21 protein-coding genes are annotated in these 23,121 nt (G+C 46.5%); 18 read left to right on the plus strand and 3 right to left on the minus strand.

All coding sequences use genetic code 11. The annotated features are described in order from the left end of the window. Positions 1 to 68: 68 nt before the first annotated feature. The gene (locus NSQ57_RS06760; RefSeq protein WP_342425826.1) at positions 69 to 1,388 is read right to left on the minus strand and encodes an Nramp family divalent metal transporter; all 1,320 of its coding nucleotides are present in this window, start codon (positions 1,386 to 1,388) and stop codon (positions 69 to 71) included. 585 nt (positions 1,389 to 1,973) lie between these two features. Here NSQ57_RS06760 and NSQ57_RS06765 point away from each other — a divergent pair. The 3 genes from NSQ57_RS06765 (at position 1,974) to NSQ57_RS06775 (ending at position 3,398) form a co-directional block, all read left to right on the plus strand. Continuing rightward, positions 1,974 to 2,393, plus strand: coding sequence for an organic hydroperoxide resistance protein (locus tag NSQ57_RS06765; protein ID WP_029516355.1), 420 nt, complete (start codon positions 1,974 to 1,976; stop codon positions 2,391 to 2,393). Positions 2,394 to 2,516: 123 nt separating this feature from the next. Next, entirely contained in the window at positions 2,517 to 2,843 is a 327-nt protein-coding gene (locus NSQ57_RS06770) for a hypothetical protein (protein ID WP_013309265.1), read from the plus strand. A 129-nt stretch (positions 2,844 to 2,972) separates the two neighbouring features. Further along, the gene (locus NSQ57_RS06775) at positions 2,973 to 3,398 is read left to right on the plus strand and encodes a thiol-disulfide oxidoreductase DCC family protein (RefSeq protein ID WP_029516356.1); all 426 of its coding nucleotides are present in this window, start codon (positions 2,973 to 2,975) and stop codon (positions 3,396 to 3,398) included. Positions 3,399 to 3,406: 8 nt separating this feature from the next. Here NSQ57_RS06775 and NSQ57_RS06780 read toward each other — a convergent pair whose 3' ends face one another. After that, on the minus strand, positions 3,407 to 4,183 hold the full coding sequence (locus tag NSQ57_RS06780; protein WP_049816931.1) for a DUF3153 domain-containing protein: 777 nt from the start codon (positions 4,181 to 4,183) through the stop codon (positions 3,407 to 3,409). 238 nt (positions 4,184 to 4,421) lie between these two features. Here NSQ57_RS06780 and NSQ57_RS06785 point away from each other — a divergent pair, with 238 nt between their 5' ends. The 15 genes from NSQ57_RS06785 (at position 4,422) to NSQ57_RS06855 (ending at position 21,725) form a co-directional block, all read left to right on the plus strand. Then, positions 4,422 to 5,393, plus strand: coding sequence for a zinc ABC transporter substrate-binding protein (locus tag NSQ57_RS06785; protein ID WP_342425827.1), 972 nt, complete (start codon positions 4,422 to 4,424; stop codon positions 5,391 to 5,393). A 14-nt stretch (positions 5,394 to 5,407) separates the two neighbouring features. Next, positions 5,408 to 6,172: a metal ABC transporter ATP-binding protein gene (locus NSQ57_RS06790; RefSeq protein WP_029516358.1), complete on the plus strand. Its 765-nt coding sequence runs from the start codon at positions 5,408 to 5,410 to the stop codon at positions 6,170 to 6,172. A 5-nt stretch (positions 6,173 to 6,177) separates the two neighbouring features. Next, positions 6,178 to 7,107, plus strand: a complete 930-nt coding sequence (locus NSQ57_RS06795) for a metal ABC transporter permease (RefSeq protein ID WP_342425828.1) — start codon at positions 6,178 to 6,180, stop codon at positions 7,105 to 7,107. Further along, the gene (locus NSQ57_RS06800; protein WP_069012197.1) at positions 7,104 to 7,991 is read left to right on the plus strand and encodes a metal ABC transporter permease; all 888 of its coding nucleotides are present in this window, start codon (positions 7,104 to 7,106) and stop codon (positions 7,989 to 7,991) included. Before NSQ57_RS06795 ends, NSQ57_RS06800 begins: the two co-directional genes overlap by 4 nt. A 215-nt stretch (positions 7,992 to 8,206) precedes the next feature. Then, positions 8,207 to 10,534 carry a histidine kinase gene (locus tag NSQ57_RS06805; protein WP_340887071.1) on the plus strand — a complete coding sequence of 776 codons (2,328 nt, stop codon included), beginning with the start codon at positions 8,207 to 8,209 and terminating at the stop codon, positions 10,532 to 10,534. A gap of 533 nt (positions 10,535 to 11,067) precedes the next feature. Beyond that, a complete protein-coding gene (locus NSQ57_RS06810) occupies positions 11,068 to 12,225 on the plus strand; it encodes a ParA family protein (RefSeq protein WP_342425829.1) in 1,158 nt (385 codons plus the stop codon). A gap of 15 nt (positions 12,226 to 12,240) precedes the next feature. Next, positions 12,241 to 13,488 (plus strand): CpaF family protein, encoded by a 1,248-nt coding sequence (locus NSQ57_RS06815; protein WP_342425830.1) that lies wholly within the window; start codon positions 12,241 to 12,243, stop codon positions 13,486 to 13,488. Beyond that, on the plus strand, positions 13,485 to 14,276 hold the full coding sequence (locus NSQ57_RS06820) for a type II secretion system F family protein (RefSeq protein WP_318626876.1): 792 nt from the start codon (positions 13,485 to 13,487) through the stop codon (positions 14,274 to 14,276). The genes NSQ57_RS06815 and NSQ57_RS06820 overlap by 4 nt, the downstream gene beginning before the upstream one ends. A gap of 6 nt (positions 14,277 to 14,282) precedes the next feature. After that, positions 14,283 to 15,167 carry a type II secretion system F family protein gene (locus NSQ57_RS06825; protein WP_342425831.1) on the plus strand — a complete coding sequence of 295 codons (885 nt, stop codon included), beginning with the start codon at positions 14,283 to 14,285 and terminating at the stop codon, positions 15,165 to 15,167. A 13-nt stretch (positions 15,168 to 15,180) separates the two neighbouring features. Continuing rightward, the gene (locus tag NSQ57_RS06830; protein ID WP_013309278.1) at positions 15,181 to 15,372 is read left to right on the plus strand and encodes a Flp1 family type IVb pilin; all 192 of its coding nucleotides are present in this window, start codon (positions 15,181 to 15,183) and stop codon (positions 15,370 to 15,372) included. Then, complete coding sequence (locus tag NSQ57_RS06835) at positions 15,372 to 16,040, plus strand: TadE family protein (RefSeq protein ID WP_342425832.1); 669 nt, start codon at positions 15,372 to 15,374, stop codon at positions 16,038 to 16,040. The genes NSQ57_RS06830 and NSQ57_RS06835 overlap by 1 nt, the downstream gene beginning before the upstream one ends. Positions 16,041 to 16,080: 40 nt before the next feature. After that, positions 16,081 to 18,297, plus strand: coding sequence for a hypothetical protein (locus tag NSQ57_RS06840; protein ID WP_342425833.1), 2,217 nt, complete (start codon positions 16,081 to 16,083; stop codon positions 18,295 to 18,297). After that, on the plus strand, positions 18,266 to 19,261 hold the full coding sequence (locus NSQ57_RS06845; RefSeq protein ID WP_029516369.1) for a TadE family protein: 996 nt from the start codon (positions 18,266 to 18,268) through the stop codon (positions 19,259 to 19,261). The genes NSQ57_RS06840 and NSQ57_RS06845 overlap by 32 nt, the downstream gene beginning before the upstream one ends. An 85-nt stretch (positions 19,262 to 19,346) precedes the next feature. Then, a complete protein-coding gene (locus NSQ57_RS06850) occupies positions 19,347 to 19,859 on the plus strand; it encodes an A24 family peptidase (protein ID WP_025722689.1) in 513 nt (170 codons plus the stop codon). Between the two features lie 63 nt (positions 19,860 to 19,922). Beyond that, positions 19,923 to 21,725, plus strand: a complete 1,803-nt coding sequence (locus tag NSQ57_RS06855) for a DUF6382 domain-containing protein (protein WP_342425834.1) — start codon at positions 19,923 to 19,925, stop codon at positions 21,723 to 21,725. A 201-nt stretch (positions 21,726 to 21,926) separates the two neighbouring features. Here the strand turns inward: NSQ57_RS06855 and NSQ57_RS06860 are convergent, their stop codons facing one another. Then, on the minus strand, positions 21,927 to 22,841 hold the full coding sequence (locus NSQ57_RS06860) for a TIGR01777 family oxidoreductase (protein WP_069012189.1): 915 nt from the start codon (positions 22,839 to 22,841) through the stop codon (positions 21,927 to 21,929). Positions 22,842 to 23,121 lie beyond the last annotated feature (280 nt).

A 23,121-nucleotide genomic window follows, 5' to 3' on the forward strand; every position in this document is an offset into this window, starting at 1 on the left:
GAGGTATTCCATGGCTATTTTGCTTCCTGGAATACCTCTTTTTTTACTGGTTACTTCCAAACAGTCTGTCAGCCTGTAATCGTCTGAATAATAAGCACTACATTCAAGATAATGATGATAGCAGTCACGATCCAGGTTAGTACCTTTTGCCACATTTTATTCGCGAATTCACCCATAATCTTTTTGTCACTGGTAAAAAGCAATAATGGAATGATGGCAAAAGGGAGCTGGATGGATAAAATAACTTGGCTCAGTACAAGCAGCTCTTCGGCGCCTTTTTCACCTGCAATCGCAGTGACAATGACTGCCGGAATGATCGCGATAAGACGGGTTACCAAACGACGCAACCAAGGTGAGAGACGAAGGTTCAAGAAGCCCTCCATCACGATTTGTCCAGCTAAAGTGCCTGTTACGGTCGAGTTTTGACCTGAGGCGAGTAACGCTACCCCAAATAGTATGCTCGCCAGTGTGGTTCCCAGTAGGGGCGAAAGCAGATAGTAGGCATCGCTAATTTCGGCTACATCTGTTCTTCCTGCCGTATGGAATACAGCAGCTGCCACGATCAAGATGGCGGCATTAATAAATAATGCGAACATCAGCGCTATACTGGAATCCCAAGTTGCAAATGTAATAGCTTCCCGTTTACCTGCTGAAGTCTGCTCAAATTTGCGAGTTTGTACAATAGAAGAATGCAGATACAGGTTATGCGGCATTACGGTAGCACCCATAATACCGATAGCAATATACAGCATGCTTGGATTCGTCAAAATTTGCGAGTCTGGTACAAAGCCACCCAATACGCCGCCCCATTCCGGTTGTGCCAAAATGAGATTAATGCCAAAACAGCCGGCAATCGTCGCCATCAGTACAATGACGAGGGTTTCCAATGCCCGAAAGCCTTTGTTTTGCAGCAGTAAAATGAGCATAACATCAAATGCGGTAATGATAACTCCGTATAGTAACGGTAGACCAAACAGCAACTTCAGCGCAATGGCTGAACCGATGACCTCGGCTAAATCCATGGCTGCTATGGCAATTTCGCACAAGAGCCATAAGCCGATCGCGACAGGACGACTGTAGGCATCACGGCACATTTGAGCCAAATCTTTACCTGTGGCAATGCCAAGCTTGCCAGATAAGGCTTGCAGCAGGATGGCCATCAGGTTGGAGATTAGAATGACACTAAGCAACGTGTAGCCGAATTTCGATCCGCCAGCGATGTCTGTGGCCCAGTTGCCGGGGTCCATATAGCCGACTGCGACCATATAGCCGGGTCCAGCAAAGGCAAGAAACTTCCGAAACCAGGTCCCGTCTTTTGGGATGCTCAAGGAACGATTCACTTCCGACAGTGAAGCGATTTCCGCGAAGTTGCCCTTTATATTTTTCATACGCTTCACCTTCTTTATGGATGTTAAAATATATTATTAGTGACATAACGATTGTGTTATCCCTATTGTACACTCCCAATAGTTTTTGTCTAGTACAACTTTTGTGTGGTCAAGCAAGTTAATCGTATTTTTGAAGCAATATGGCCATCGTATAAGCTGAACCATAGAAAAACCAAGCTATATCGCTCTGAGGGGAGCGGCTTGGTCGTTTTGGATTTTTTAAATTGTTGTCCATCTTCCGGGTGAACGCCCGTTCCATATTTTATTAATTTTTTTCTCGCGTGCGACAGGGTTACCCCATCGAATGGGTAGGATTATGAAATGGTCTTACCTTATTCTGTCCCCGAAAATTAAACGACTGGTGGAGATGGTTGTTCAATGTAGACGGCCCAAGTAGGAGCCTATAACATATAGTGTAAACATGGTGGGGTGGAACTAAACGGTAAATGTACTAGTTTACATCCATATTTCAAATGATTCATTTTATGTAGTTCGTTTAAAGTACATACGAGAAGGAAATCATGTATTAACATGACGATAGGTTCCTGCGGAATGCAAAAGATATAGTGAAGGAGAGATGAAAACATGGAAGCATTATACACAGCATCAGCAACGGTACATGGTGGAAGAGACGGTTCAGTCGCTTCATCCGATGGAGTTTTGAAGCATAAGCTCAGCACGCCGAAGGAACTGGGTGGCGCAGGTGGAGAAGCTACGAATCCAGAGCAATTGTTTGCGGCAGGCTATGGTGCCTGCTATGAGAGCGCATTGGCTAATGTGGCCCGGAAGGCTAAGGTGAAGGTGGACAATGTTGAGGTCACTAGCCACGTATCTATCGGCAAGGATCCAAGCGATGGCGGCTTCCAGCTGGCGGTACGTCTGGATGTGAAAATACCCGGTATTGAACGCGCCCTGGCCGAAGATTTGGCACGCCAAGCGCATGATTTTTGTCCGTACTCCAAAGCAACACGCGGTAACATTGATGTCGAGCTTAATGTCATTTGACTGCATTTCTATAACTTCTACACTCTGGCCGCCGATTTATCGGGGGCTTTTGCACATAGATCTTGATTCGCTGAGATTCACGACCATTTGACATCATCGCCAAAATTCATTAAGATGGCTTAGGTGATTCTGGTCATCAGGTACGAAACAAATTTGAAAAATACGGGTGATATGATGTCTTACAGACCGAATATTGTTAATTTCACGCTGGCTGGCAGCAACGAAAAAGAAGGGCTTTATGAGTTTAAAATGAGTTTGGCCGATGGAACGGAGTGCCGCGTTTTTTCTCAACGTCATCCGGAGTGGACCTTGACGAATATTAGTCGACTGCTAACGACGCCTTGCCCGGTATGCCATAAGGATTTTATCTGCAAGTGTATGGATAAGTTCCATGAGGAGTTTTTAGAGCAAATTAATACGAAACAGCTGTTTGAGAAAGCATTGAGCTAGTTTTTCGAACAGGTAAAGACTATACATTTCTAAACAAGCGTCGGATAATTTCGGCGTTTTTTTGTTTATATTCATATGGTTGCGTTGATGGTATTCATGCCGTTGATTTCCCTGGAGGTGAAATGCTATATGAACCAGTCTGATCATGCTCATTCAGATCACTCCATTGTGTTGGTGGATGGGGTATGCCACTTTTGTCAGGGAGCAGTCCGCTTTATTATCAAGCGTGACCCTAAGGGAACATTTCATTTTGGTTCCCTGCAATCCGAGGCAGGACAAGAACTATTACGTGCAGGAGGACTATCTGCGGATCAGCTGGATACGTTCGTGCTGATTGAAGACGGTACGTATTATACAAGGTCCACCGCGGCTTTGCGAATTGCCAAACGTCTTCGTTTTCCATACCCGCTGGCCTATGGTTTCATCCTGGTACCCCGCTTTGTGCGCAACGCAGTCTATAACTGGGTGGCGCGTAACCGATATCGTTGGTTTGGCAAGGATGAAGAGGATCAATGTCTGATCCCCCCACCAGAAATTAGACAACGATTTTTTTAGTTTCTTTTTTAAGTTTCTTTTTTGGAGCGATGTCTACGAATTAGTAAGATCACAGCGATCACGATCAATATCAGGCTCGTAACAGCTACATACATGATATGTCGTACATTGGGCACGTTAACAGACAATTTTAGCTCGTTAGATTCCAATGGAGCAATGTTCCAGTACAGTGTTTTTCCGTCTTCCGACACACGGTCCGCATTATGGGTAGCAGGTTGGATGGGTAAGGATAGGCTGAAGTTAAGATCCAGCTGCCGCTCCAGTAATTTGCGCGCAAACACATTCATTTGCTTAAATTTGTCACTCAGTCCTTGAGCTTCTTCAGGAAGCATCCGTGGTAGATCGAGCTTCATGGTAAGATCAATATTCGTTGTGAAAAAATGTTGGCTCACAGCGCGCTTTATTTCTAATCCCTCAGGTAGATGTAATCCCTGACTGGGATTTTTTTTGTTTGTGCTCCAATCTCCTTGATAATGCCCCTTGATTTGATATCCCTTTCTTCCCTGTTCAGCTAGCGGCTGTACATCTACATTGTTGCTTTGAATACGCTTGACTAATTGATCTAGCACCCCGGGATTGTCCAACATCATCAGTGTCTGGTTGTTTACGCTGAACGTCGCATCCATATCTACACTTTGATCGAGATGAACATCTACATGGATGTCACCTCGAGCACAGGAAGTTAGGGCAAGCAGACAGCATACCAGCATAAAAATGAGCAGTATTTTTCGTATCCGAACTTGCCGACGTTTGTTCCGATATGGGCTGTACCCTATTGGCTTCATGACCTACACCTCTTTATATGTATTCTTTGGTTTAACGATTGGATATCTTCTATATATTACACATTGGGAGAACGAAAATCGAACGGTATAACGAAATACATAAGAAGAATTATATTTCACAAAATGTTTCCCTAGGTAAAAACTTTAGTGTATACTCTAAAATATAGTATTGATAAAAAATAATTGAATCAAGGAAATAGTTTGTCCCAAAACGAAATTCAAAGGAGGATTTTAAAACATGAACAAGCAGTTTAAGAAGGCTTTGCCGCGCTGGGTAACGACAGTTGGAGTATTGTCTCTAGCTCTGGTTCTAGCGACTGCATGTACCGATGCTAAGAAGAAGGAGCAGGGAAGTGCGAGAGAGACGGGACAAAAAATAAAGGCTACGGCTACCATCGGTATGATCTTTGACATTGTCGGCAAGGTCGGCGGTAATTATGTGGAGGTCACGGGAATTATGAAGTCAGGCGTTGACCCGCATTTGTACAAGGCTTCACAGGGAGATATGCGCAAGCTGGATCAGGCCGACGTTATTTTTTATAACGGATTGCATCTGGAAGGAAAAATGCAGGACATTCTGGAGAAAATCAGCAAGCAAAAACCCGTCATACCCGTGTCCAAAAACATCGCACAGGATCAGTTGCGTGCAGGTAGCCCGGAAATGGGATCTGAGCATGATCCACATATCTGGTTTAACGTACAGAATTGGATGTCTGCAGTAGAAACCGTCAGAGATGAATTGTCGGCGCTAGACGCTGTTCATGCGGAGGAATATAAGGCCAACGCAGAAGCCTATCTTACTGAGCTGCGAGAGCTGGATGATTACACGAGAGAGCAGATTGCCAGTATACCGGAAGCCCAGCGCGTGCTTGTCACGGCACATGATGCTTTCGGCTATTTCGGAGATGCCTACCACATTCAAGTGAGAGGACTTCAAGGTATGAGCACAGAATCAGAAGCGGGTTCTCAAGATGTGACCAAGCTGCGAGATTATTTGGTGGAGCATAAAATCAAGGCCATATTCGTAGAATCTAGTGTTCCGAGAAAGGCCATAGATGCGGTTATTCAGGGGGCCGCTCAGCAAGGTCATACAATTGAGGTTGGTGGCGAGCTGTATTCGGATGCCATGGGTGAAGAGGGCACAGAAAATGGAACATATATCGGAATGGTCAAGCATAACGTCAATACGATTGTTAAAGCTCTTAAATAAGGAGGCAGAGATACATGGGGCATTCACCACTTGTCGTTCGTGATTTATCGGTAGCTTATCAAAAAAAGCCCGTTTTGTTCGATGTTTCCTTTGAGGTGCCGGAAGGCAAGCTGATTGGTATTATCGGCCCGAACGGGGCTGGGAAATCTACACTGATCAAGGCAACGCTTGGATTGATTCCAAAGCTTAGGGGCGAGGTGCTAGTTTACGGCAAGCCCTATAAGCAACAGCTGCTTAAGGTTGGCTATGTACCACAGCGGGAGTCGGTGGATTGGGATTTTCCGACGAACGCATTGGATGTGGTTTTGATGGGACGGTATGGCAGATTGGGCTGGTTTAAGCGTCCGGGAGCAGCAGATCGTCAGGCTGCAATGGAGAGTTTGGACAAAGTTGGAATGAGCCAATATGCAGACAGACAGATTAGTCAATTGTCTGGCGGCCAGCAACAACGTGTTTTTTTAGCCAGAGCACTCGCGCAGGACGCTCAGCTTTATTTTATGGATGAACCGTTCGTCGGTGTGGACGCTGCAACAGAAAAAGCCATTATTTCATTGCTCAACGATCTGAAACAGCAGGGTAAAACCGTGCTTGTCGTTCATCATGATTTATCTACAGTCACGGATTATTTTGATCAGGTTATGCTGTTGAACGGGCATCTTATGGCGTTTGGAGAGACGACAGATATTTTTACCGAGGAAAATCTGCAGCGTACGTATGGCGGGCGTCTGAGTATACTCAAAACAGGCCCGGATTCCGGCACGATACTTGGAGTGAGGTGAGCAGTATGACAAGCTTGGCAACGCTTTTGACCGATCCAAACATGCAGTGGATTTTGCTGGGCTGCATTTTGCTCGGTTTAAGCAGCGGGGTGATTGGCAGTTTTATGTATTTGCGCAAGCAGTCGCTCATGGGAGATGCTTTGGCACATGCGGCTTTGCCGGGAGTATGTGTGGCATTTATAATCACAGGTACAAAATCTGTGTTTGGATTTATGATTGGGGCCGCCATTGCAGGGATTGTTGCGACCTTTGCTATCAGTGCGTTAACCCGGTATTCGCGAATTAAAAGCGATTCGGCGATTGCAGCGGTGCTATCGGTATTTTTTGGCTTCGGCATTATGTTGTTGACCGAAATTCAGCATAGTGGCGCAGGAAACCAAAGCGGATTGGACAAATTTCTATTTGGTCAAGCTGCGGCAATGGTATTGTCTGATGTCTATACGATGGCGGTAATTTCAGTGGTACTCATCGGAATATGTATATTATTTTTCAAGGAATTTAAGTTGCTCAGCTTTGATCCTGGCTTTGCGCGCGGACTTGGTTTTCCGGCAGGTTGGCTGGATAAGTTGTTGATGCTATTGATTGTCATTGCGGTGGTTGCTGGCATTCAGGCCGTGGGAGTCATAATGATGGCTGCCTTGCTGATTACCCCGGCAGTGTCGGCAAGATACTGGACAGAGAAGCTGGGTGTCATGGTGTGTTTATCAGGCTTGTTTGGTGCTATAGCGGGGCTTGGTGGGACGCTCATTAGCTCTCTGGGGCAAAATCTGCCTACAGGACCGTTATGTGTGTTGTGTGCGACTGTGGTGTTTGGAATGAGCTTGATTTTTGCGCCGCAGCGCGGGATGATCTCCAAGGCTATCGTTCGGTTGAACGCCAGGAAAAATCTGGAGCTGACAGTCGGAACACAGCCAAGGGAGGAGCGTGCCCTATGAGTTCATTTTATGTAATTTTGACGGGAATGTTAGTGGCGGGGGGATGTAGTATCGTTGGGTGCTTTCTTGTGCTCCGAAAAATGGCTATGATCGGTGATGCAATCAGTCATGCGGTACTACCGGGGATTGTCATTGCCTTTCTCATCAGCGGATCGAGAGATTCGGTGTGGATGATGTTTGGTGCGGCAGTGCTGGGTCTTCTAACGGTGTATTTGATTCAGCTGTTCCAACAAAGCGGTCTGCAAAGTGATGCTGCCATTGGCGTGGTGTTTACGACATTGTTTGCTATCGGTGTTTTGCTGATCAGCGTGTTTGCTTCCAATGCCCATCTGGATATGGATCACGTTTTATATGGGGAAATTGCTTATGTGCCGTGGAATACGTTAGAGATAGCCGGCTTTGATGTCGGTCCGAGGGCTGTGTGGATTACGGGTGCGATGTTTTTGATCAATTTGCTCGTGATAGGGGGCTTTTTCAAGCAATTTAAAATTACTTCCTTCGATCCCGCTTTGGCAGCTTCATTAGGCATTCCAGTTGTTTTTTTTCATTATCTGCTGATGAGTCTCGTCTCACTAACGACGGTGGCGTCATTTGAGAGCGTGGGCGCAATTCTGGTGGTTGGCATGCTCGTTGTACCGCCTCTTACCGCTTATTTGCTGACGGAGAAGTTGTCCCGCATGATTGTATACAGTGTCGGACTTGGAGCCATCAGCTCGGTCGCAGGCTTTTACACAGCAAGTGTATTGGATGCTTCTATTGCGGCATGTATGCTGTGTGTATCGGGTGTGTTGCTGCTTTTGGCTTTTCTCTTTTCCCCGTCTCATGGTGTGGTATGGCAAAAGTTAATTCAACAACGGGGGATCGTTGGCGAAGATAGCAAGTGATTGTAGGAAGTGATCCCATATGAGTTACCCAAAATAGCGTGCATTCAGGCATAGGAGACCTGAATGCACGTTTTTTTGCGCTTATGCTACCCTGTGCGGCTTTTTTTGGGGCAAGCTTGATTGATCATCTTGAATTGATTGGGACACGGGAGTACATTCATTACAACCATATAAGATGGACGGAACGAGCGGCTACGCTGTGGGGAGGAACGAAAGTGGAGAGCTTCAAACGTAAATCACCAGAGGAAATACTGGATTCGATTAACAAATTGCATCGAGGCAGACTCAAAATATACATGGGTGCGGTCAGTGGCTCGGGTAAAACGTATCACATGCTGCATGAGGGACGGTCGCTGCAGCATGAAGGTATCGATGTTGTGATTTGTGCGGTATCGACCATGCAGCGGCCTGAGACCGTGGAACAGGTCGGCACGTTGGAGCGAGTGCCTAGTATTCATTGGATAAAAGATGGTGAGGAGCAAAAGGATCTGGATGTGGAAGCTTTGGTGGCACGAAATCCTGAGGTGGTACTGGTGGATCATTTGGCACATCATAACCGGAAAGACGCCCCATTTCCAACACGGCTGGAGGATATTCGGTATTTGCTGGAGCAGGGGATTAGCGTCATTACGACAGTCAATGTTTATGAACTCGAAGGAATTACGGAGTGGGTATATCAGCTGACAGGCTTTGAAGCGGAATATACGGTTCCGGTTGATACACTGGAGCTGGCGGATGAAATTCGTCTGATTGATGCCACCCCGGAGATGATTTTGGAACGGCTGGCGAAAGGCTACATGCATACGCCCAATCCTGAGATGTTTCACCGGGGAAATCTGGGTAAATTGCGTGAGCTTGCCTTGCGATTGGTAGCAGAGGATGTGAATGATTCGCTGGAACGGCACCGGGAGGAGTTGGGCTTGCACGGGGCGTCAGGAGCCGCAGAGCGTATTTTGGTACCTGTCCAATATCATTGGAATGGGTCCATTTATGTACGCAGGGGGGAACAGGTCGCCAAGCGGTTGGGTGGAGATATGCTAGTAGTCTCCTTTGTCAGCTCGAAGCGCAAGCTGTCCAAGGAATCAGCAGCCTTTAAGCGCTCAATTGAGCAATTGGCCGACAAGATAGGATCAACATTTGAAGAAATCCCGCTTTTTTCCCGCAGAAGGTTGCCTCGCCAACTGATTCATTATGCGGTGACGCACAATGTTACCCGTATTGTTATGGGACATTCTCGGCAGACTCCGTGGCAGGAGCTGATGAAAGGATCGCTGGTGAACGGGATTTTAAAACGAATGAAAAATATGGATCTACTGCTGATTGCGGACCGAGCCGAGCAGGAGGGTGAGCGAATTTTACCAACGATGAGACAGGAGGTAGAAGAGAATGACCCGTATCATCGTTTGAGCGTTGAGGAAGCACAGGCTGAGGCAGCCAAAATCCTGCGAGGCAAGCTCAAGGTATACATTGGCGCTGCTCCGGGGGTCGGCAAAACATACACGATGCTGAGAGAGGGAAACGATCTGCTGGAGAGCGGGATTGATGTGGTTATCGGATTGCTGGAAACGCACGGAAGAGCAGAAACATTGGCCCAGGTAGGCTCTCTGGAGATGATCCCTCGTCAGTCCATTGAGCGTCATGGCGCACACTTGGAAGAAATGGACACCGAAGCTATTCTCAGGCGCAATCCCGAGGTGGTGCTAATTGATGAGCTGGCTCATACCAACGTCCCAGGAAGTCTGAGATCCAAGCGCTATGAGGATGTGCTCGCCATTTTGGAACAAGGGATTTCTGTGATATCTACAATGAATGTACAGCATCTGGAGAGCTTAAATGATGCGGTAGAACAGATTACTGGCATACGAGTGAGAGAGACTGTTCCCGACCATATGATGCGTCTGGCCGATGAAGTACAGCTTGTTGATGTGGCTCCCAAATCGTTGCAGCAGCGTATGCGTGAGGGCAAAATATACGATCCTGCGAAGGTGGAACAGGCACTTAGCCACTTTTTTAAACTGGGCAATCTGATTGCGTTGCGTGAACTTGCTTTGCGGGAATTGGCAGATGACGTAGATGAGCGGTTAGAATCCTGGGATCGACACGAATCACTTCGGGGACCGTGGCGCAGGGAGGAAGTGATCTTCGTAGGCGTGACGCTAAGCGAAAATGCTGAAAGGTTGATCCGCCGTGGTTTTCGTATCGCCTTTCGGCTAAAGGCTGTGTGGATTGTGACGTATGCTCATGTCGGTGAGTGTATACCCGAGAGACTGAACCCTCGTCTGGAACAACTAAAGTTGCTGACCCACCGACTGGGGGGAACCTTTGAGATGCGGCTTGTTTCCAGCCGACGCGAGATTGCCGACATTTTGATTGCTCCGGTGGAAGGATATTCAGGAACGCAGCTTATCGTGGGGCAGTCTTCCCGAAGTAGCTGTTGGGGGAAGTCTGCGGTTGTGCCGAGGATTCTCCGTCAAGCACGTCATATGGATGTTCTAATTGTGGCGGATTATGACCCGGATATTAAGCTGGAGGTAGATCATTAATTAGCCCAGCAAATTCATAAATAGTCATATGCTGGTTACCGATGGTTCGCTGCTTCCATAGTATATTCTATCTCAAAGAAATGGAGGCGAATTTAAATGTTTAAACATCGTAAGCATCATTGTCATTTTCCAAAGCCAAAAAAACGTGTCTTTAAGAAGATCATTAAGGTGACTGTCATTAAGTTTAAACCTAAATTTGAACGTGATCATCGGAAACATGAAGATTTTGATAAGAAATGTCATTGCCGGAAACGTCATCATCGCCATCATCGCCATCATGACTGTCATCGTCGTCACCACAAATTCTACTAAGATGAAGATGGTAGGAGGCGGGGCTAGACTGCCCGCCTTCTCTTAGTACGAGGATTTTGGAAGATACTTGCACAAAAAATACTTGCTCTAATATAAGCGCTATGCTATTCTACCAGTAAATAGATTGCACGTGACGGAAGCACCGTTCACCAACCGTATGTACTTACGGATGGATGAACGGTGCTTTTTTGCGTTGTTGTGTTAGGGAAGGGATGAGCATTATGATTCCAGTGAAAGTGGTATTAGCCGTAGAAGGTCGGGATTATATTGAGCCGCTGCTGAATTATGTTCACGGAAGCGAGTACGCTAGAAGGCTGAGAATAACGGCTTTTTCGCAACCGGAGGCATTTCATCAATACATGATGGAAACCAGCGGAATGAAAAGACCGGATGTGGTGGTTGGTGAAACTGCCTTTTTGAATCTATGGACAGACAGGGAAGCTGCTGATATTCCTTGTTTGGTATTGCATGAGGGAGAACAAGTGAGCGAATATGGACAGCCTTTATTAAAATATCAGCCTTTATCTGAACTGGTCGGTTTTATTTTGGAAACGGCGAGACAGAAGTCAAATGGTCGGAAAAGTGTAAACAGCCGGGAAGGTGGGATGATTATCGGCATGGTAGCAGCTTCCGGAGGACTGGGCAAGACAACGGCCGCACTCAATATGTCCAAACAGCTGGGGAATGAGGGATATTCGGTATTCTATCTGAATCTGGAGACGGTGGATTCAAGCTCATTATTCACTGGTTCAGGCAGTGCTAGCGGAGCAGAAGGAGAAGGGCTGTCCAGGCTGCTCTATGATCTCAAGGCAGAAGGGAGTGAGGAGACTCCGTTATCCATGGCTTCCTATTGTGTTCGTCGCCCTGAAATTCAGGCGGATACTTTTCAGCCTGTCTATAATCGCAAGGAGCTGACGGACATGACTTGTGATGAAGCGAAAGAGCTGATTCGAACAGTTGCCGAAAGTGGACAGTATGATGTAGTGATCGTAGATGGCGATTCTGAAAAAGGTGATCGGGCTCAAGCCGTGCTTGAAGCTAGTCATAAGCTGATTTGGCTGCTGGCAGACGATTTAATGAGCATGCACAAGTGCGGATTATGGCTGGATGTTTTAGAAACCACGCGGCCTGAAGGGCTTGAAGACATGATATGCAAAACCAGCTTTGTGGTGAACCGCTATATGGGAACTATGATCAACTCGTTACCTCGTGACTTCATGGAGCTAAACGGAGCCTTACCCTATATACCTTCATGGAAACAGATGCAGCACCGTGAGCTGTTGCTAAGTTCACCGATTTATCAGCGGGAAATTCGTCATCTATGCCGCGAGCTGCTGAATGTGGACGGTGTAACACATCCGGCCACCGTTTGGTCTTAAAAGGGGCTGATGAACATGAATGAGGGACGATTTAAGGCATTGCGAGCAGATATCCGAAACGGGCTGGACGTAACGTCTTCGGTAAAGGATGCAGATCTGGTACGGCATATTGAAAATCGAATTTTACACGATGTAGAGCTGGTGGGCTTAACTTCCCGGGAGAAGCACGCACTTGTCCGCAAGATTTTTAACTCTTTCCGTGGGCTGGATGTACTCCAGCCATTGATTGACGACCCGACCGTTACGGAAATTATGATCAACAGTCACCGGGAAATCTTTGTGGAGCGGGCTGGTGAGGTGATGCAGATACCCGATCAATTTGAATCCCGCGAGCGACTGGAGGATTTAATCCAGACGATTGTAGCCGGGGTGAATCGAATTGTGAATGAGGCTTCCCCCATTGTGGATGCCCGATTAAAGGATGGGTCACGCGTAAATATTGTGCTGCCTCCAGTTGCTCTCAAGGGTCCGACGATGACCATACGGAAGTTTCCCGAGCGTCCTATGACGATGGATGACTTGATACGAATGGGTGCGCTGGATGCAGAAGCCGCTGCTATGCTCAAGGACTTGGTACGTAGCAAGTACAACATTTTTATAAGCGGAGGAACGGGTTCTGGTAAAACAACTTTTCTGAATGCATTATCCCAGTTTATCCCGTCGTCTGAACGGATTATTACTATTGAAGACTCAGCAGAGCTGCAAATTGTGACGGTCCCTAATCTGGTTTCCATGGAAACACGGAATGCGAACACCGAGGGGAAGGGAGAAATCACAATTCGTGATCTGATTCGTTCCTCCCTGCGTATGCGGCCCAACCGCATTGTGGTGGGTGAGGTCCGGGGGAGTGAGGCATTGGATATGCTGCAAGCGATGAACACAGGACACGATGGATCGCTGTCAACTGACCACGCAAATAATATCCGCGATATGGTCAGCCGGCTGGAAACGATGGTGCTGGGAGGGGCAGAGCTTCCGCTTGGAGTAGTACGACAGCAGATCAGCTCGGCCATTGATATATTTGTTCATCTGTCACGGATGCGCGACAAATCCAGACGAGTGCTGGAAATTAGCGAAGTGATTGGTTTTGAAAAGGGTGAGGTGACGCTTAACCCCCTTTATCGGTTTCAGGAGCGAGGAGAAAGCAAGGGGCGAATCGTAGGAGGTCTGGAACGTTGTGGCGAGGGTCTGCAACATACGTTGAAGCTGCAAATGGCCGGGATCAATCCGGAAAACTGGCACAGGGGAGGCGTATCAGCGTGAAGTCAGGAAAAACGGCGGCCAAGCAAGTATCACGTGAGGCCCCTTCTCTGCCAGATTATACGGTGTATACATTATCGACAGTACAAAAAAGTCTGTGCATATTCTTTAGTGGCGTGTTGTTCGCGATGATCGGTTATCTATTTTATCACCAATGGATATTATCGTTGCTGTGCGCTGCCGGGGCTGGGGTGATGCCTCGTTATTTTAGGCAATTTTTGCTGCAAAGACGCAGGTCTGCCCTAAGCATCCAATTCAAACAGGCTTTATATTCGCTCTCGTCTTCTCTTTCAGCGGGAAGGTCGGTGGAGAATGGTTTTCGTGAGGCAGTAGAGGATTTGAGATTGCTTAGTCCAGATGGAGATCACGACCTGATTTTTGAATTTAACATTATTACCGCCTGTCTCGAAATCGGACAGCCTGTAGAAACCGCTTTGCAGGATTTGGCCCGTCGGGCGCAGATGGAAGATATTACGAATTTTGCGGACGTATTTGCGGCTTGCAAACGAACCGGAGGTGATCTGGTGGAAGTCGTAAGACGAGCTTCAAGTGTCATTGGTGAGAAGCTGGAAATTCAGCAGGAGATCGGTGTAATGATTGCGCAGAAACGTTTTGAATCGAGGGTTATGTTTGCGGCGCCTTTTTTGTTTGTATTGTTTATGACCATGACAGCGGGTGATTACATGATGCCCTTATACAGCGGTACAGGTATGATTTTATCAACCTTTTGTTTATTGGTGCTTGGTGGGTGTCTCGTGTGGATCAACCACATTATGAAGATTGAAGTGTAAGGAGAGATGGGTGTGGTGATGTTGATTTGTCTGGTCATGCTGGTTCTGCAAGTGGGAGGTTGGGTGGTGCTGAACCAGATGCACGGTGCTAAGTATGCGCATTTTCGCCATATGAAGTTGGAGGGACTGCGGCTGCAAAGACTTTCAGTCCCATTTGTACACATGATTCATGCTTCACGTGCTACTCATAGGCTGCCTTTGCTAATGTTCAAGCTCCAGCGTTCGGTGCAAAAGCTGTATGGTATGCGCAACAGCGGAGAAAAAACGATGCTTTTTCTGGCAGAAATGTTGGGTTACGGATATATGATGGCTGCTGGTGGAGCTATAGTATCGCTTTTGCTGGGTGGGGATGCGACCGGGCTGGTGCTCGGATTGGGACTTGGTCTTCTGGTACCCATCGCGCTGATCAAGGATTTGCACGGGAAAGTACAGAAGCGGGATCAGCAAATTTTAATGGAACTGCCTGAACTGTTGAGTAAAATGATGCTTTTAGTAGGTGCAGGTGAGACGGTACAACGGGCATTGCTACATTGCGTGGAATGTAAAGGGGCGGATACGGAACATCCGTTGTATCGAGAACTGAGGCAGACGGTGGCAGAATGGGAAAGCGGCTTTTCCTTTCAACAGGCATTTGAGCACCTGAGCAAACGTTGTGGTATTCAGGAAATGACAGTATTTACGACGACAGTTTTGTTGAATATGAGGCGCGGCGGGAGCGATTTCGTGATGGCTTTACGTGAGTTGTCCCAGACGTTATGGGGCAAGCGGACTTCAATTAGCCGCACAAGAGGGGAGCAGGCTTCATCTAAGCTGGTATTCCCGATGGCGCTGATTTTGCTAACGGTAATTGTGCTGGTGGGCGCTCCGGCTTTAATGATGATGAATATGTAGGAGGAATACAACGATGATGACATTAGTAACAGGCAGTATTCGTAAATTGTACAAGGATGAGGATGGTCTGGGTACGTTAGAAATGATCCTGATCATTGCCATTCTGATTGCGGTGGCAATTATTTTTAAGGATCAGATCAAGAAAATTGTAGAAGGGCTTTTGAAAAAGGCGGATAAAAAAAGTAACGATTTTATGGATTCATAATGCTGCGCAAATTAGCACAAAAAGAGGACGGGAGCTTCTCCTTGGAAGCTTCCCTCGTCTTTCCCATTCTATTGCTGGTCATTTTTGTGATGTTATTTTTTTGCCTATATATATATCAAAAATCTATATTGGTGCAAGTCGCTTCTACTGCTTCAGAAAGAGCCGCTTACAGCTGGGATAACAGCTTCAAGGACCCACGTACAGGAGCATTTGCGCAAGGGCAACGGGATTCTCTCTATTGGCGCTTGAAGGATGATGTTATGCTGGGAGCCCTGATTGGCTGGACCGGAGCCAACAATCAGGAAAATGTACAGGTGCCGGGCGGCAATGGGGGAGGCTCGTTACCTGCTCAAAAGCTGTCCAATGCAGAAAATAATATGCCTGCGGGCATGCAGGGGCAGATGACATATGAGAACAGTATGATTCACCGTAAGGTGACCACAAAGTTAAATAAAATCGTAAAGGTACCTTTGCTGAATCAGTTTTTAGATCAGACAGATTTGCAAGGGAAAATGAGTTCTGGCGTGATCGAACCTGTGGAATGGATTCGTACGGTGGAGTTGGTCCGTTATTATGGTGCGAAGTTTATGGGCAGAGGCTCAGGTGAAAAGGTAGATTCGGCAGTTGTAGGGAAAGTATTGATGCAATATGGTCAAAATGGTCAGTGAGAAGTAAGGAATAGGAATGTAACTGGGAAGGAGGAAGCGGGTGTTTGGTAAGGGACACAATACAAAGGACGGGGAATCAGGTGCTGTCACGGTCTTTTTAATTCTGATTTTGGCGGTCATGTTCGGTTTTATTGCTGTATTTATTGATTACGCGAGAATTGCTGCACTGCATGTGCAGACTGAACGACTGACCCATGCGGCGGTTCGTTCAGTGATGTCTGCTTATGATCCGACATTACAACAGGAGTACGGTTTGTTTGCTTATGGCGAAGGCGGCGGAGAACAAATTATGGTCAAAGTGCTGAATGACAGCGCGCGGCGTACGGCACGCGCAGAAACGCTACCGCTTATGAATATGAAGCTGGATTCTAGTTCTCTGCAAATGGAAAGGGAGCTTGGTAAGTATGCCATATTTAACGAGCAGATCCGTGAAGAGATGAAGTATAAAGCACCTGTCGATTTTACGTTTGAAGTGCTCGAAAAGCTAAAGCCGCTCTCTCAAAATATGAAAGAGGCTTCTCATACGGTAGATTTGCTGAAACGGCTGCAAAAGCTGTACGACAGACGAGAGACCAAACTGGATGACATGCTGGAGAAGCAGCGTAAGGCAGGGGCTTATATGGAAGAGGTTCGTAAGCGGATTATTAAACAGAGGGGCACCTATATGCCCAATCAGTATATATGGGACCCGCTTGAGGTTGTAGCCGATATTGCCACTCAATATAAGCATTACGTACATGTATATGAAGACAATAAGAAGAGTGTGGACGACGTTAAAATCATGCAGATGGAAAAGTATGCACGTAGAGCGAGGGCAGCGCTTGATCGCCTGCGTCAGATCATGGTTCAGGCTGGGGAAGAACATGATAAGTTGCTTCTGGAAGCCAAGGAACCGTTAAATGAAGCACGGCAGATTAATGAAGAGATGCGCAAAGTCATTGCCCAATATAAGCAGAGGGCGGCCAATGCAGGCTACGATGAGGTTTCAGCAGCCCCTACTCCAAGCGGAGCAGGCTCCAACGCAGACCCGTCGGTAGGAAGCGCACGGCAAAAAGCAGAGGATTTATTGATTCCAGACAAGGAATTTGAGCAATGGGAAGCAGAAATTGAAAAGCAACGGACTTCTATAAATACTGCTAACAATAGAATAACGAGTATGATGCGTACGTTATCCTTTTATACAGATCCATTTTTGAATGCAGACATGCTCAAGCAAGAAGTCGCTTCTACGCTCAAGGAGATAGATAAATACTTAAATGCGTATGCTTGGGCGGGACCCGCCAATGTACTCGACGGTGAAGCCAGGACGATGGATACGCGACGCGGCCCGGACAAAGAACGCAAGAAAATGGAAAAAGAGGCGAAAAACAAGCTCAAACAAGCCTATCGGATTATTGAGGTTCTATCCAAGGGTAAACAAAATGCAGAAAAATTCCAAAATCTGGAGCGGTATTACAATGAAAGTATTTCATTTAACCAGTCTACATCCAGTCCATCTGTTTCCTCCGATTTGCCCTATGACACCTATGATGCAGCGGGAGCTTCTATGGATAGTATGGATGGTCTATACGGATCGGCATCCAATTTACTGACTCAACTGGGAGACGAGTTTTACCAGAATGAATACGCACTTTCTTACTTCCATCATGTGGATTTCAGCCGTTTTGGCAGTTTGGCCGGATCGGGTGGAAATGCGGGAAATGCTGCACAGATTTTGGGAGATCAGCTAGAGGTAAATAATCAGGAAGTTGAGTATATCCTGTATGGGTTCCATAATCCGACGGGTAATCTGGCATCCGCCTATGGGGAAATTTTTGCTATGAGACTTGCCATTCGAACAATGGAGGGATTGGTTAAGAACAGCTCAAAAGGTAATCCGTTGGTCGTTTTGGCGGCAGCTTTGTTATATGGAGTAGAAAAAGCGATAGAAGACATGATTATGCTGGCACAAAAGGGGGACGTGCCATTGTCTGATTTTCTGAAATTTCGAATGACATACAAGGATCATTTGCGATTGTTCCTGATGCTCCATAGCAATAATGAACGAAAAATGTCCCGTATGCTGGCTCTGATCCGTCTGAATACAGATGTCAATCCTGCTGAGCGGCAAACGTATGCAATGGGTGAGGTCAAGAATGGGATGAGGCTGTGGTTTCTACCTGGGGTAATGAAGATGCTCGGGACCGCCTCAAAAGAAGGCGAGAGTATTAAGGGAAGTGTGTACTATGTCACGAAAACAGCGCATTTTTCCTATTAATCGATGTTTACGGAAAGTTTGTGGACAAAAGCAATGTGAACAAGGAAGTATTGTTTTAGAAGCGTCATTGGTGTTGCCAATGTTTCTGTTTTTTATTATTTTTCTCATTTATATGGTTCAGATGACACTGGTATCTACAGCGTTGCAGACCACCGCTTCAGAAGCGGTTAAACAGGTTTCGGCTAAAATCTACCCAGTTTCTCTAGCCGTGGAGGCGGCGTCCGCAAAAATAGATGCAGTGCGTGAACCGCTGGATGAACTGCCCAAGTTATCTGTGAGTGAATATGCAAGCCAATTCGCTGCCCAGTTGCCACCTCCAATTGGTGATTGGGTAGAAAGCGCTGTTCAGGGCGGTCAAAAGCCGATGGAGGAACTGCGGGGGCGATTTACGGAAGCTGCACTCGATCCTGTTTTGAAGCCGATGCTAAAGCCTTTTATGGAGGAAAGCATTCTGGAATATGACCGTATTCATATAACGAGCGTACATGTACCTGCTCTTACAGGAACTAAGGACCCTTATTTTAGAGTAGAACTGTCGTATGAACTGCCGATGAAGGTTCCTTTTCTGTATCGCAGCATTGTGCTTCAGGCGGCAGCTGAGGAACGTCTTTGGATTGGTGACACAGGGGAAGGAGCAGGTACAGGAAATGCGACGGGGGACAAGGATGCGGAGCATTCCATACAGTTGCTCGTTAAGCCTGAACCTGCTGTGAAGGGTGTGTACAATTTAATCAAGGCCAAGGTTGAGCCTGGGACGACTGCTAACCTTTCTGTGCTTTATAAGTCGGGTGAAAGCACAGCTCAGCACTTGGGCTGGACCTCTGCCAACGCGGACGGGATTATAGAATGGAACTGGTTTGTGGGAACGAACACAACACCTGGTCAATGGAGCTTTGTAATTGAAACAGAGGTTGGTCAACGTATAGAAGTTCCGTTTACCGTGGAAAAGCCAGCTGATGGATAGGATGGATATAGACTTGTAGGGATAGCTACGATGGAAAATGATTTGGCAGTCTGCTAGTTCTATTTTATAAAGGGGGAAGATCGCATTGACGTGGATGTATATTGTATGCGGAGTTCTGCTCGCGATCGCGTTAGTTACGGATTTACGTAGCATGAAAATCCCTAATAAGCTTACATTGCCCGGCATAGTGGTAGGCTTGGTATTCAATACTCTATTTGGGGGATGGCACGGTTTTTTATTTGCTGTTGCTGGACTGGGTACCGGATTTGGGTTCATGCTGATTTTGTACTGGATGGGAGCTGTTGGTGCAGGAGATGTGAAGCTGTTCGGCTTGATTGGAGCATGGACAGGTGCCGCTTTTGCATGGCAGTCAGCTTTATATTCGATTTTTTTTGCAGGTATTATTGGCATAGGGATTTTGCTATGGAAGAGGGAAACCATCATGAGACTGCGGCGCGTAGCTTTTAATTTAGGAGGATTTTTTCTATTTCGCAGTGGAAAAGCACTGACCAGTGGAAATGAAGCACACCTCAGGTTTCCTTTTATGACGGCAGTCATTCCGGGGGCGATCAGTGCTTATCTTTACTTCTTGCCATGACATGTCCGCTGGGGGAGATCATGCTACCTCACGGAGATAGGAAATTGTTAAGGAGGTCATGAATTGTTTGGTTTAAGCAGGGATTTTGCCCGGAACGGCGGGACATTTATGATTCTAAACAAGGAAGACGGGCTCAAAACCGATGATTTAAATTCCGTACAAACTGGAATGATGACTGGTAATCGGATTCCCGGTCTACTGGAACTTAGAATAAAGGAAGTCGATTTTCAGATTGAGTTACATTACGACATTTCGGGGCAACGCATGCTTTCCCAATTATGGAAAGGTGGGGGCGTGTCGACTTCTGATTTCTACCGGATTCTTTTTGAAGTGGCAGATGCCCTCCATCGCAGCCCGCAATATATGTTAGATATTCGCCAGTTTATTTTGCACGAGGATTATATTTTTCTAAGTGGTTCAGGTACAAGGGAAACCGCCAGTTTAACCTATGTTCCTTTACGCAGTGTACAGTATGCAGGGCAAACAGGCAGTCAATTTAAGCAGATGGTTATTCGTTTAATGACTCGTGTGGCCCACTTTCAGGGAGAAAATATACAACGCATACTCGATCTGTGTGATAGAAATGAATTTGAATTGGGTTTGCTAAAGGAACTGCTGTTGCAAGGAATGAAGGCTGGTACAGAGAGTGTTAGCGTGCAGGCAGAAAGTATGGAAGAGCGAGCTTTTTCATCAGCTGATCCTATCCTATCTGCCCATACCTCACAGGGGAACTATACGGATCGTGGCGGAACATACGCGCGAGAGCATCGGGAAACTCTACAGGAGATTCAGGAGCTTAAACGGATCAATCGGCTCAAACCGTCCGTGAAACCAGAGGAGAATTCCGAGCATGTAACAGAAAACGAAGTAGAAGATGTGGAGTCTGGATTGCAAAAATATAAAACCTACATTGCTCTCGGATGTCTGCTCGCTTCGGCCATCGTGTGGCGTTATATTTATCTGGACCATCCAGAGACGGTACCGTTGATTATTTCCGTGGTGCTGACCTTGGTACTTGCCGCTGTTGCTTATATAAGCTGGACGGGGAAATGGGAGCGCAATCGAACTTCATCTCATATGTACAGCGATTCAGTACCTGTATTGGATTCGGAATGGTTAGGAACTACTTCTTCCCCAGTACGGCGCAAAAATGATCGTTATCAGGTAGATAAGCTGACCGGATTTGTAGCGGGACGTCATCATCAAGACAAGCAATCTTCCGATTCGAGTGATCAAGGGCAGGAGAACTGGAGATGGACTTTTCCAAACTCAGAATCTAAGAGCGTGGGAAATCGAGTTACGGAAGATAGTAAGAAAACTTCAGCAAATTGTGACTTACACGAGCCATCGTGGAAAGGTGCGGAACGGGGAAATGAATTGGAAGCCAGTGATACCAGTGAGGCTTATTATAAGTCTCTCTCCGGGGTAACGGAGCTTCTAAATGCTGCATCTAAGCAGGAAACGATACTGCTTCGTGCAGATCAAGAGATGCAGATTTCACCAGTGCAGCAATCACCAATGGCTTGCCTGGATCGCAAGCCACCAGGTAGTGGAGGGACAGAGCGCATCCGGTTGCAGCCAGACCAATTTGTTGCAGGCAGTTTTATCATCGGGAGAGATCCGCAACTGGTTCAGTTTGTAGAGCATACGGATGGAGCTTCCCGTTCTCATATTGAGCTTTGCATAGTTACAGGAGAACATAGCCACATTGTTAAGGATTTATCCTCGACGAATGGAACTGTTCTGAATGGAGAGCCTATGGTGCCTTATAAGGAGTACACAATGAAGGATGGAGATACTTTTAAAATCGCTGGAGTTTCTTATACTTACCGGTTGGACTCTTTTAAATCCTCCAATGCATCATAAATGAAGGTTATATGGATATATGTCAAGAAGAGGCCTGTTATATTCAGAGCTTCTTTCTTTATGAATAGTGGACTATTCATGGGAATAAAATGGGGCATCTTAATAACTTGTAGTCTGCTTGAGAGATTGTATCTGACTAAAAAGAGGAACCCTAAGCTGGTAGTGACACTACCTACCAGCCAAGAGTTCCTCTTTTTCAATTCAATGCTGTTTTTGGGAAGAATGGAGTTCTTTAAGAGCGTCCTTAAGTGAAGGATAGTGAAACTTAAATCCGTGCTCCAGCGCTTTGCGCGGTATTACCTTCTGACCATCCAATACTAGCGTGCTCATCTCACCAACTAGCTTTGAAACGAGAATGCTGGGGACGGGAAACCAGTGCGGACGGTGATATACCGTAGCTACTGTCCTCCCAAACTGGTCGTTCGTCAAGGGTTGTGGTGATGAAGCATTCACTGCTCCGACGATTTCCGTCGTATGGATGCAGTACGTGATCAGACGAACGATATCTTCAATATGAATCCAGCTCATCCATTGATGGCCGCTACCTATTTTGCCGCCGAATCCGAAGCTATAAGGCATCTTCATGAGTGGGAATGCCCCTTTTTTTCTGTCCAGCACAAGGCTAATGCGTAACTTAATTAAACGGGCTTCAGAAGGGTAGGCATTGGCTGCTTCTTCCCATTGCTCAACTACCTGAGACAGAAAATCTCCCGAACAGCGCGGGCTCGTTTCATCGAATGTTTCGGTCAGGGATGTACCATAGGCGGCAACAGCAGAAGCCTGAATGATTACTTTCGGTTTTTTTTGTAGAGCATTCAATGCTTGAGCCAACCGGGCAACAGATAGCAGTCGAGATTGAAGAATTCTTTGTTTGGACTTATCCGTCCAGCGCTGATTCAGCGTTTCGCCTGCTAAATTAACGACCGCATCTGTGCCTTCCAGTACTTCAGGCTTTTGTTTTAATTCGTTCCAGCTCATATATTGCAAGCGGGGGCTCGCTTCGTGTCCTACCAGTGGCTTGCGGGTAACGACTTTCACGGTGTATCCGTCGTCTAGCAGGCTTTTGACCAGTGCACTCCCCACCAATCCAGTTCCTCCACATACGATGATGTTCATGGAGCCAGCTCTCCTTCCAATTCACAAAAAATACATCCGTTATAGAATATAACCCTTTTCGAGAGAAAAAAACTTCATATGAATGTCCTTTATACGGTTAAGTGTCAATTCATGATTTTATTTACCCCTGTTTGACTAAGATATATTCTGATGTGTACTTTATCTACGTATTCCCTTAATAGAGTTATTTGAGGATTTTGCAAAAGCCCAATAAGCGACTTTCAATGAAGAATATATTGATCGAAATGGTCTGGTTCGTCTGTATATTGCACTTTGGAGC

The organism is Paenibacillus sp. FSL L8-0502 (genome assembly GCF_038593055.1).
In the GTDB taxonomy this organism is placed as follows: Bacteria; Bacillota; Bacilli; order Paenibacillales; family Paenibacillaceae; genus Paenibacillus; species Paenibacillus polymyxa_D.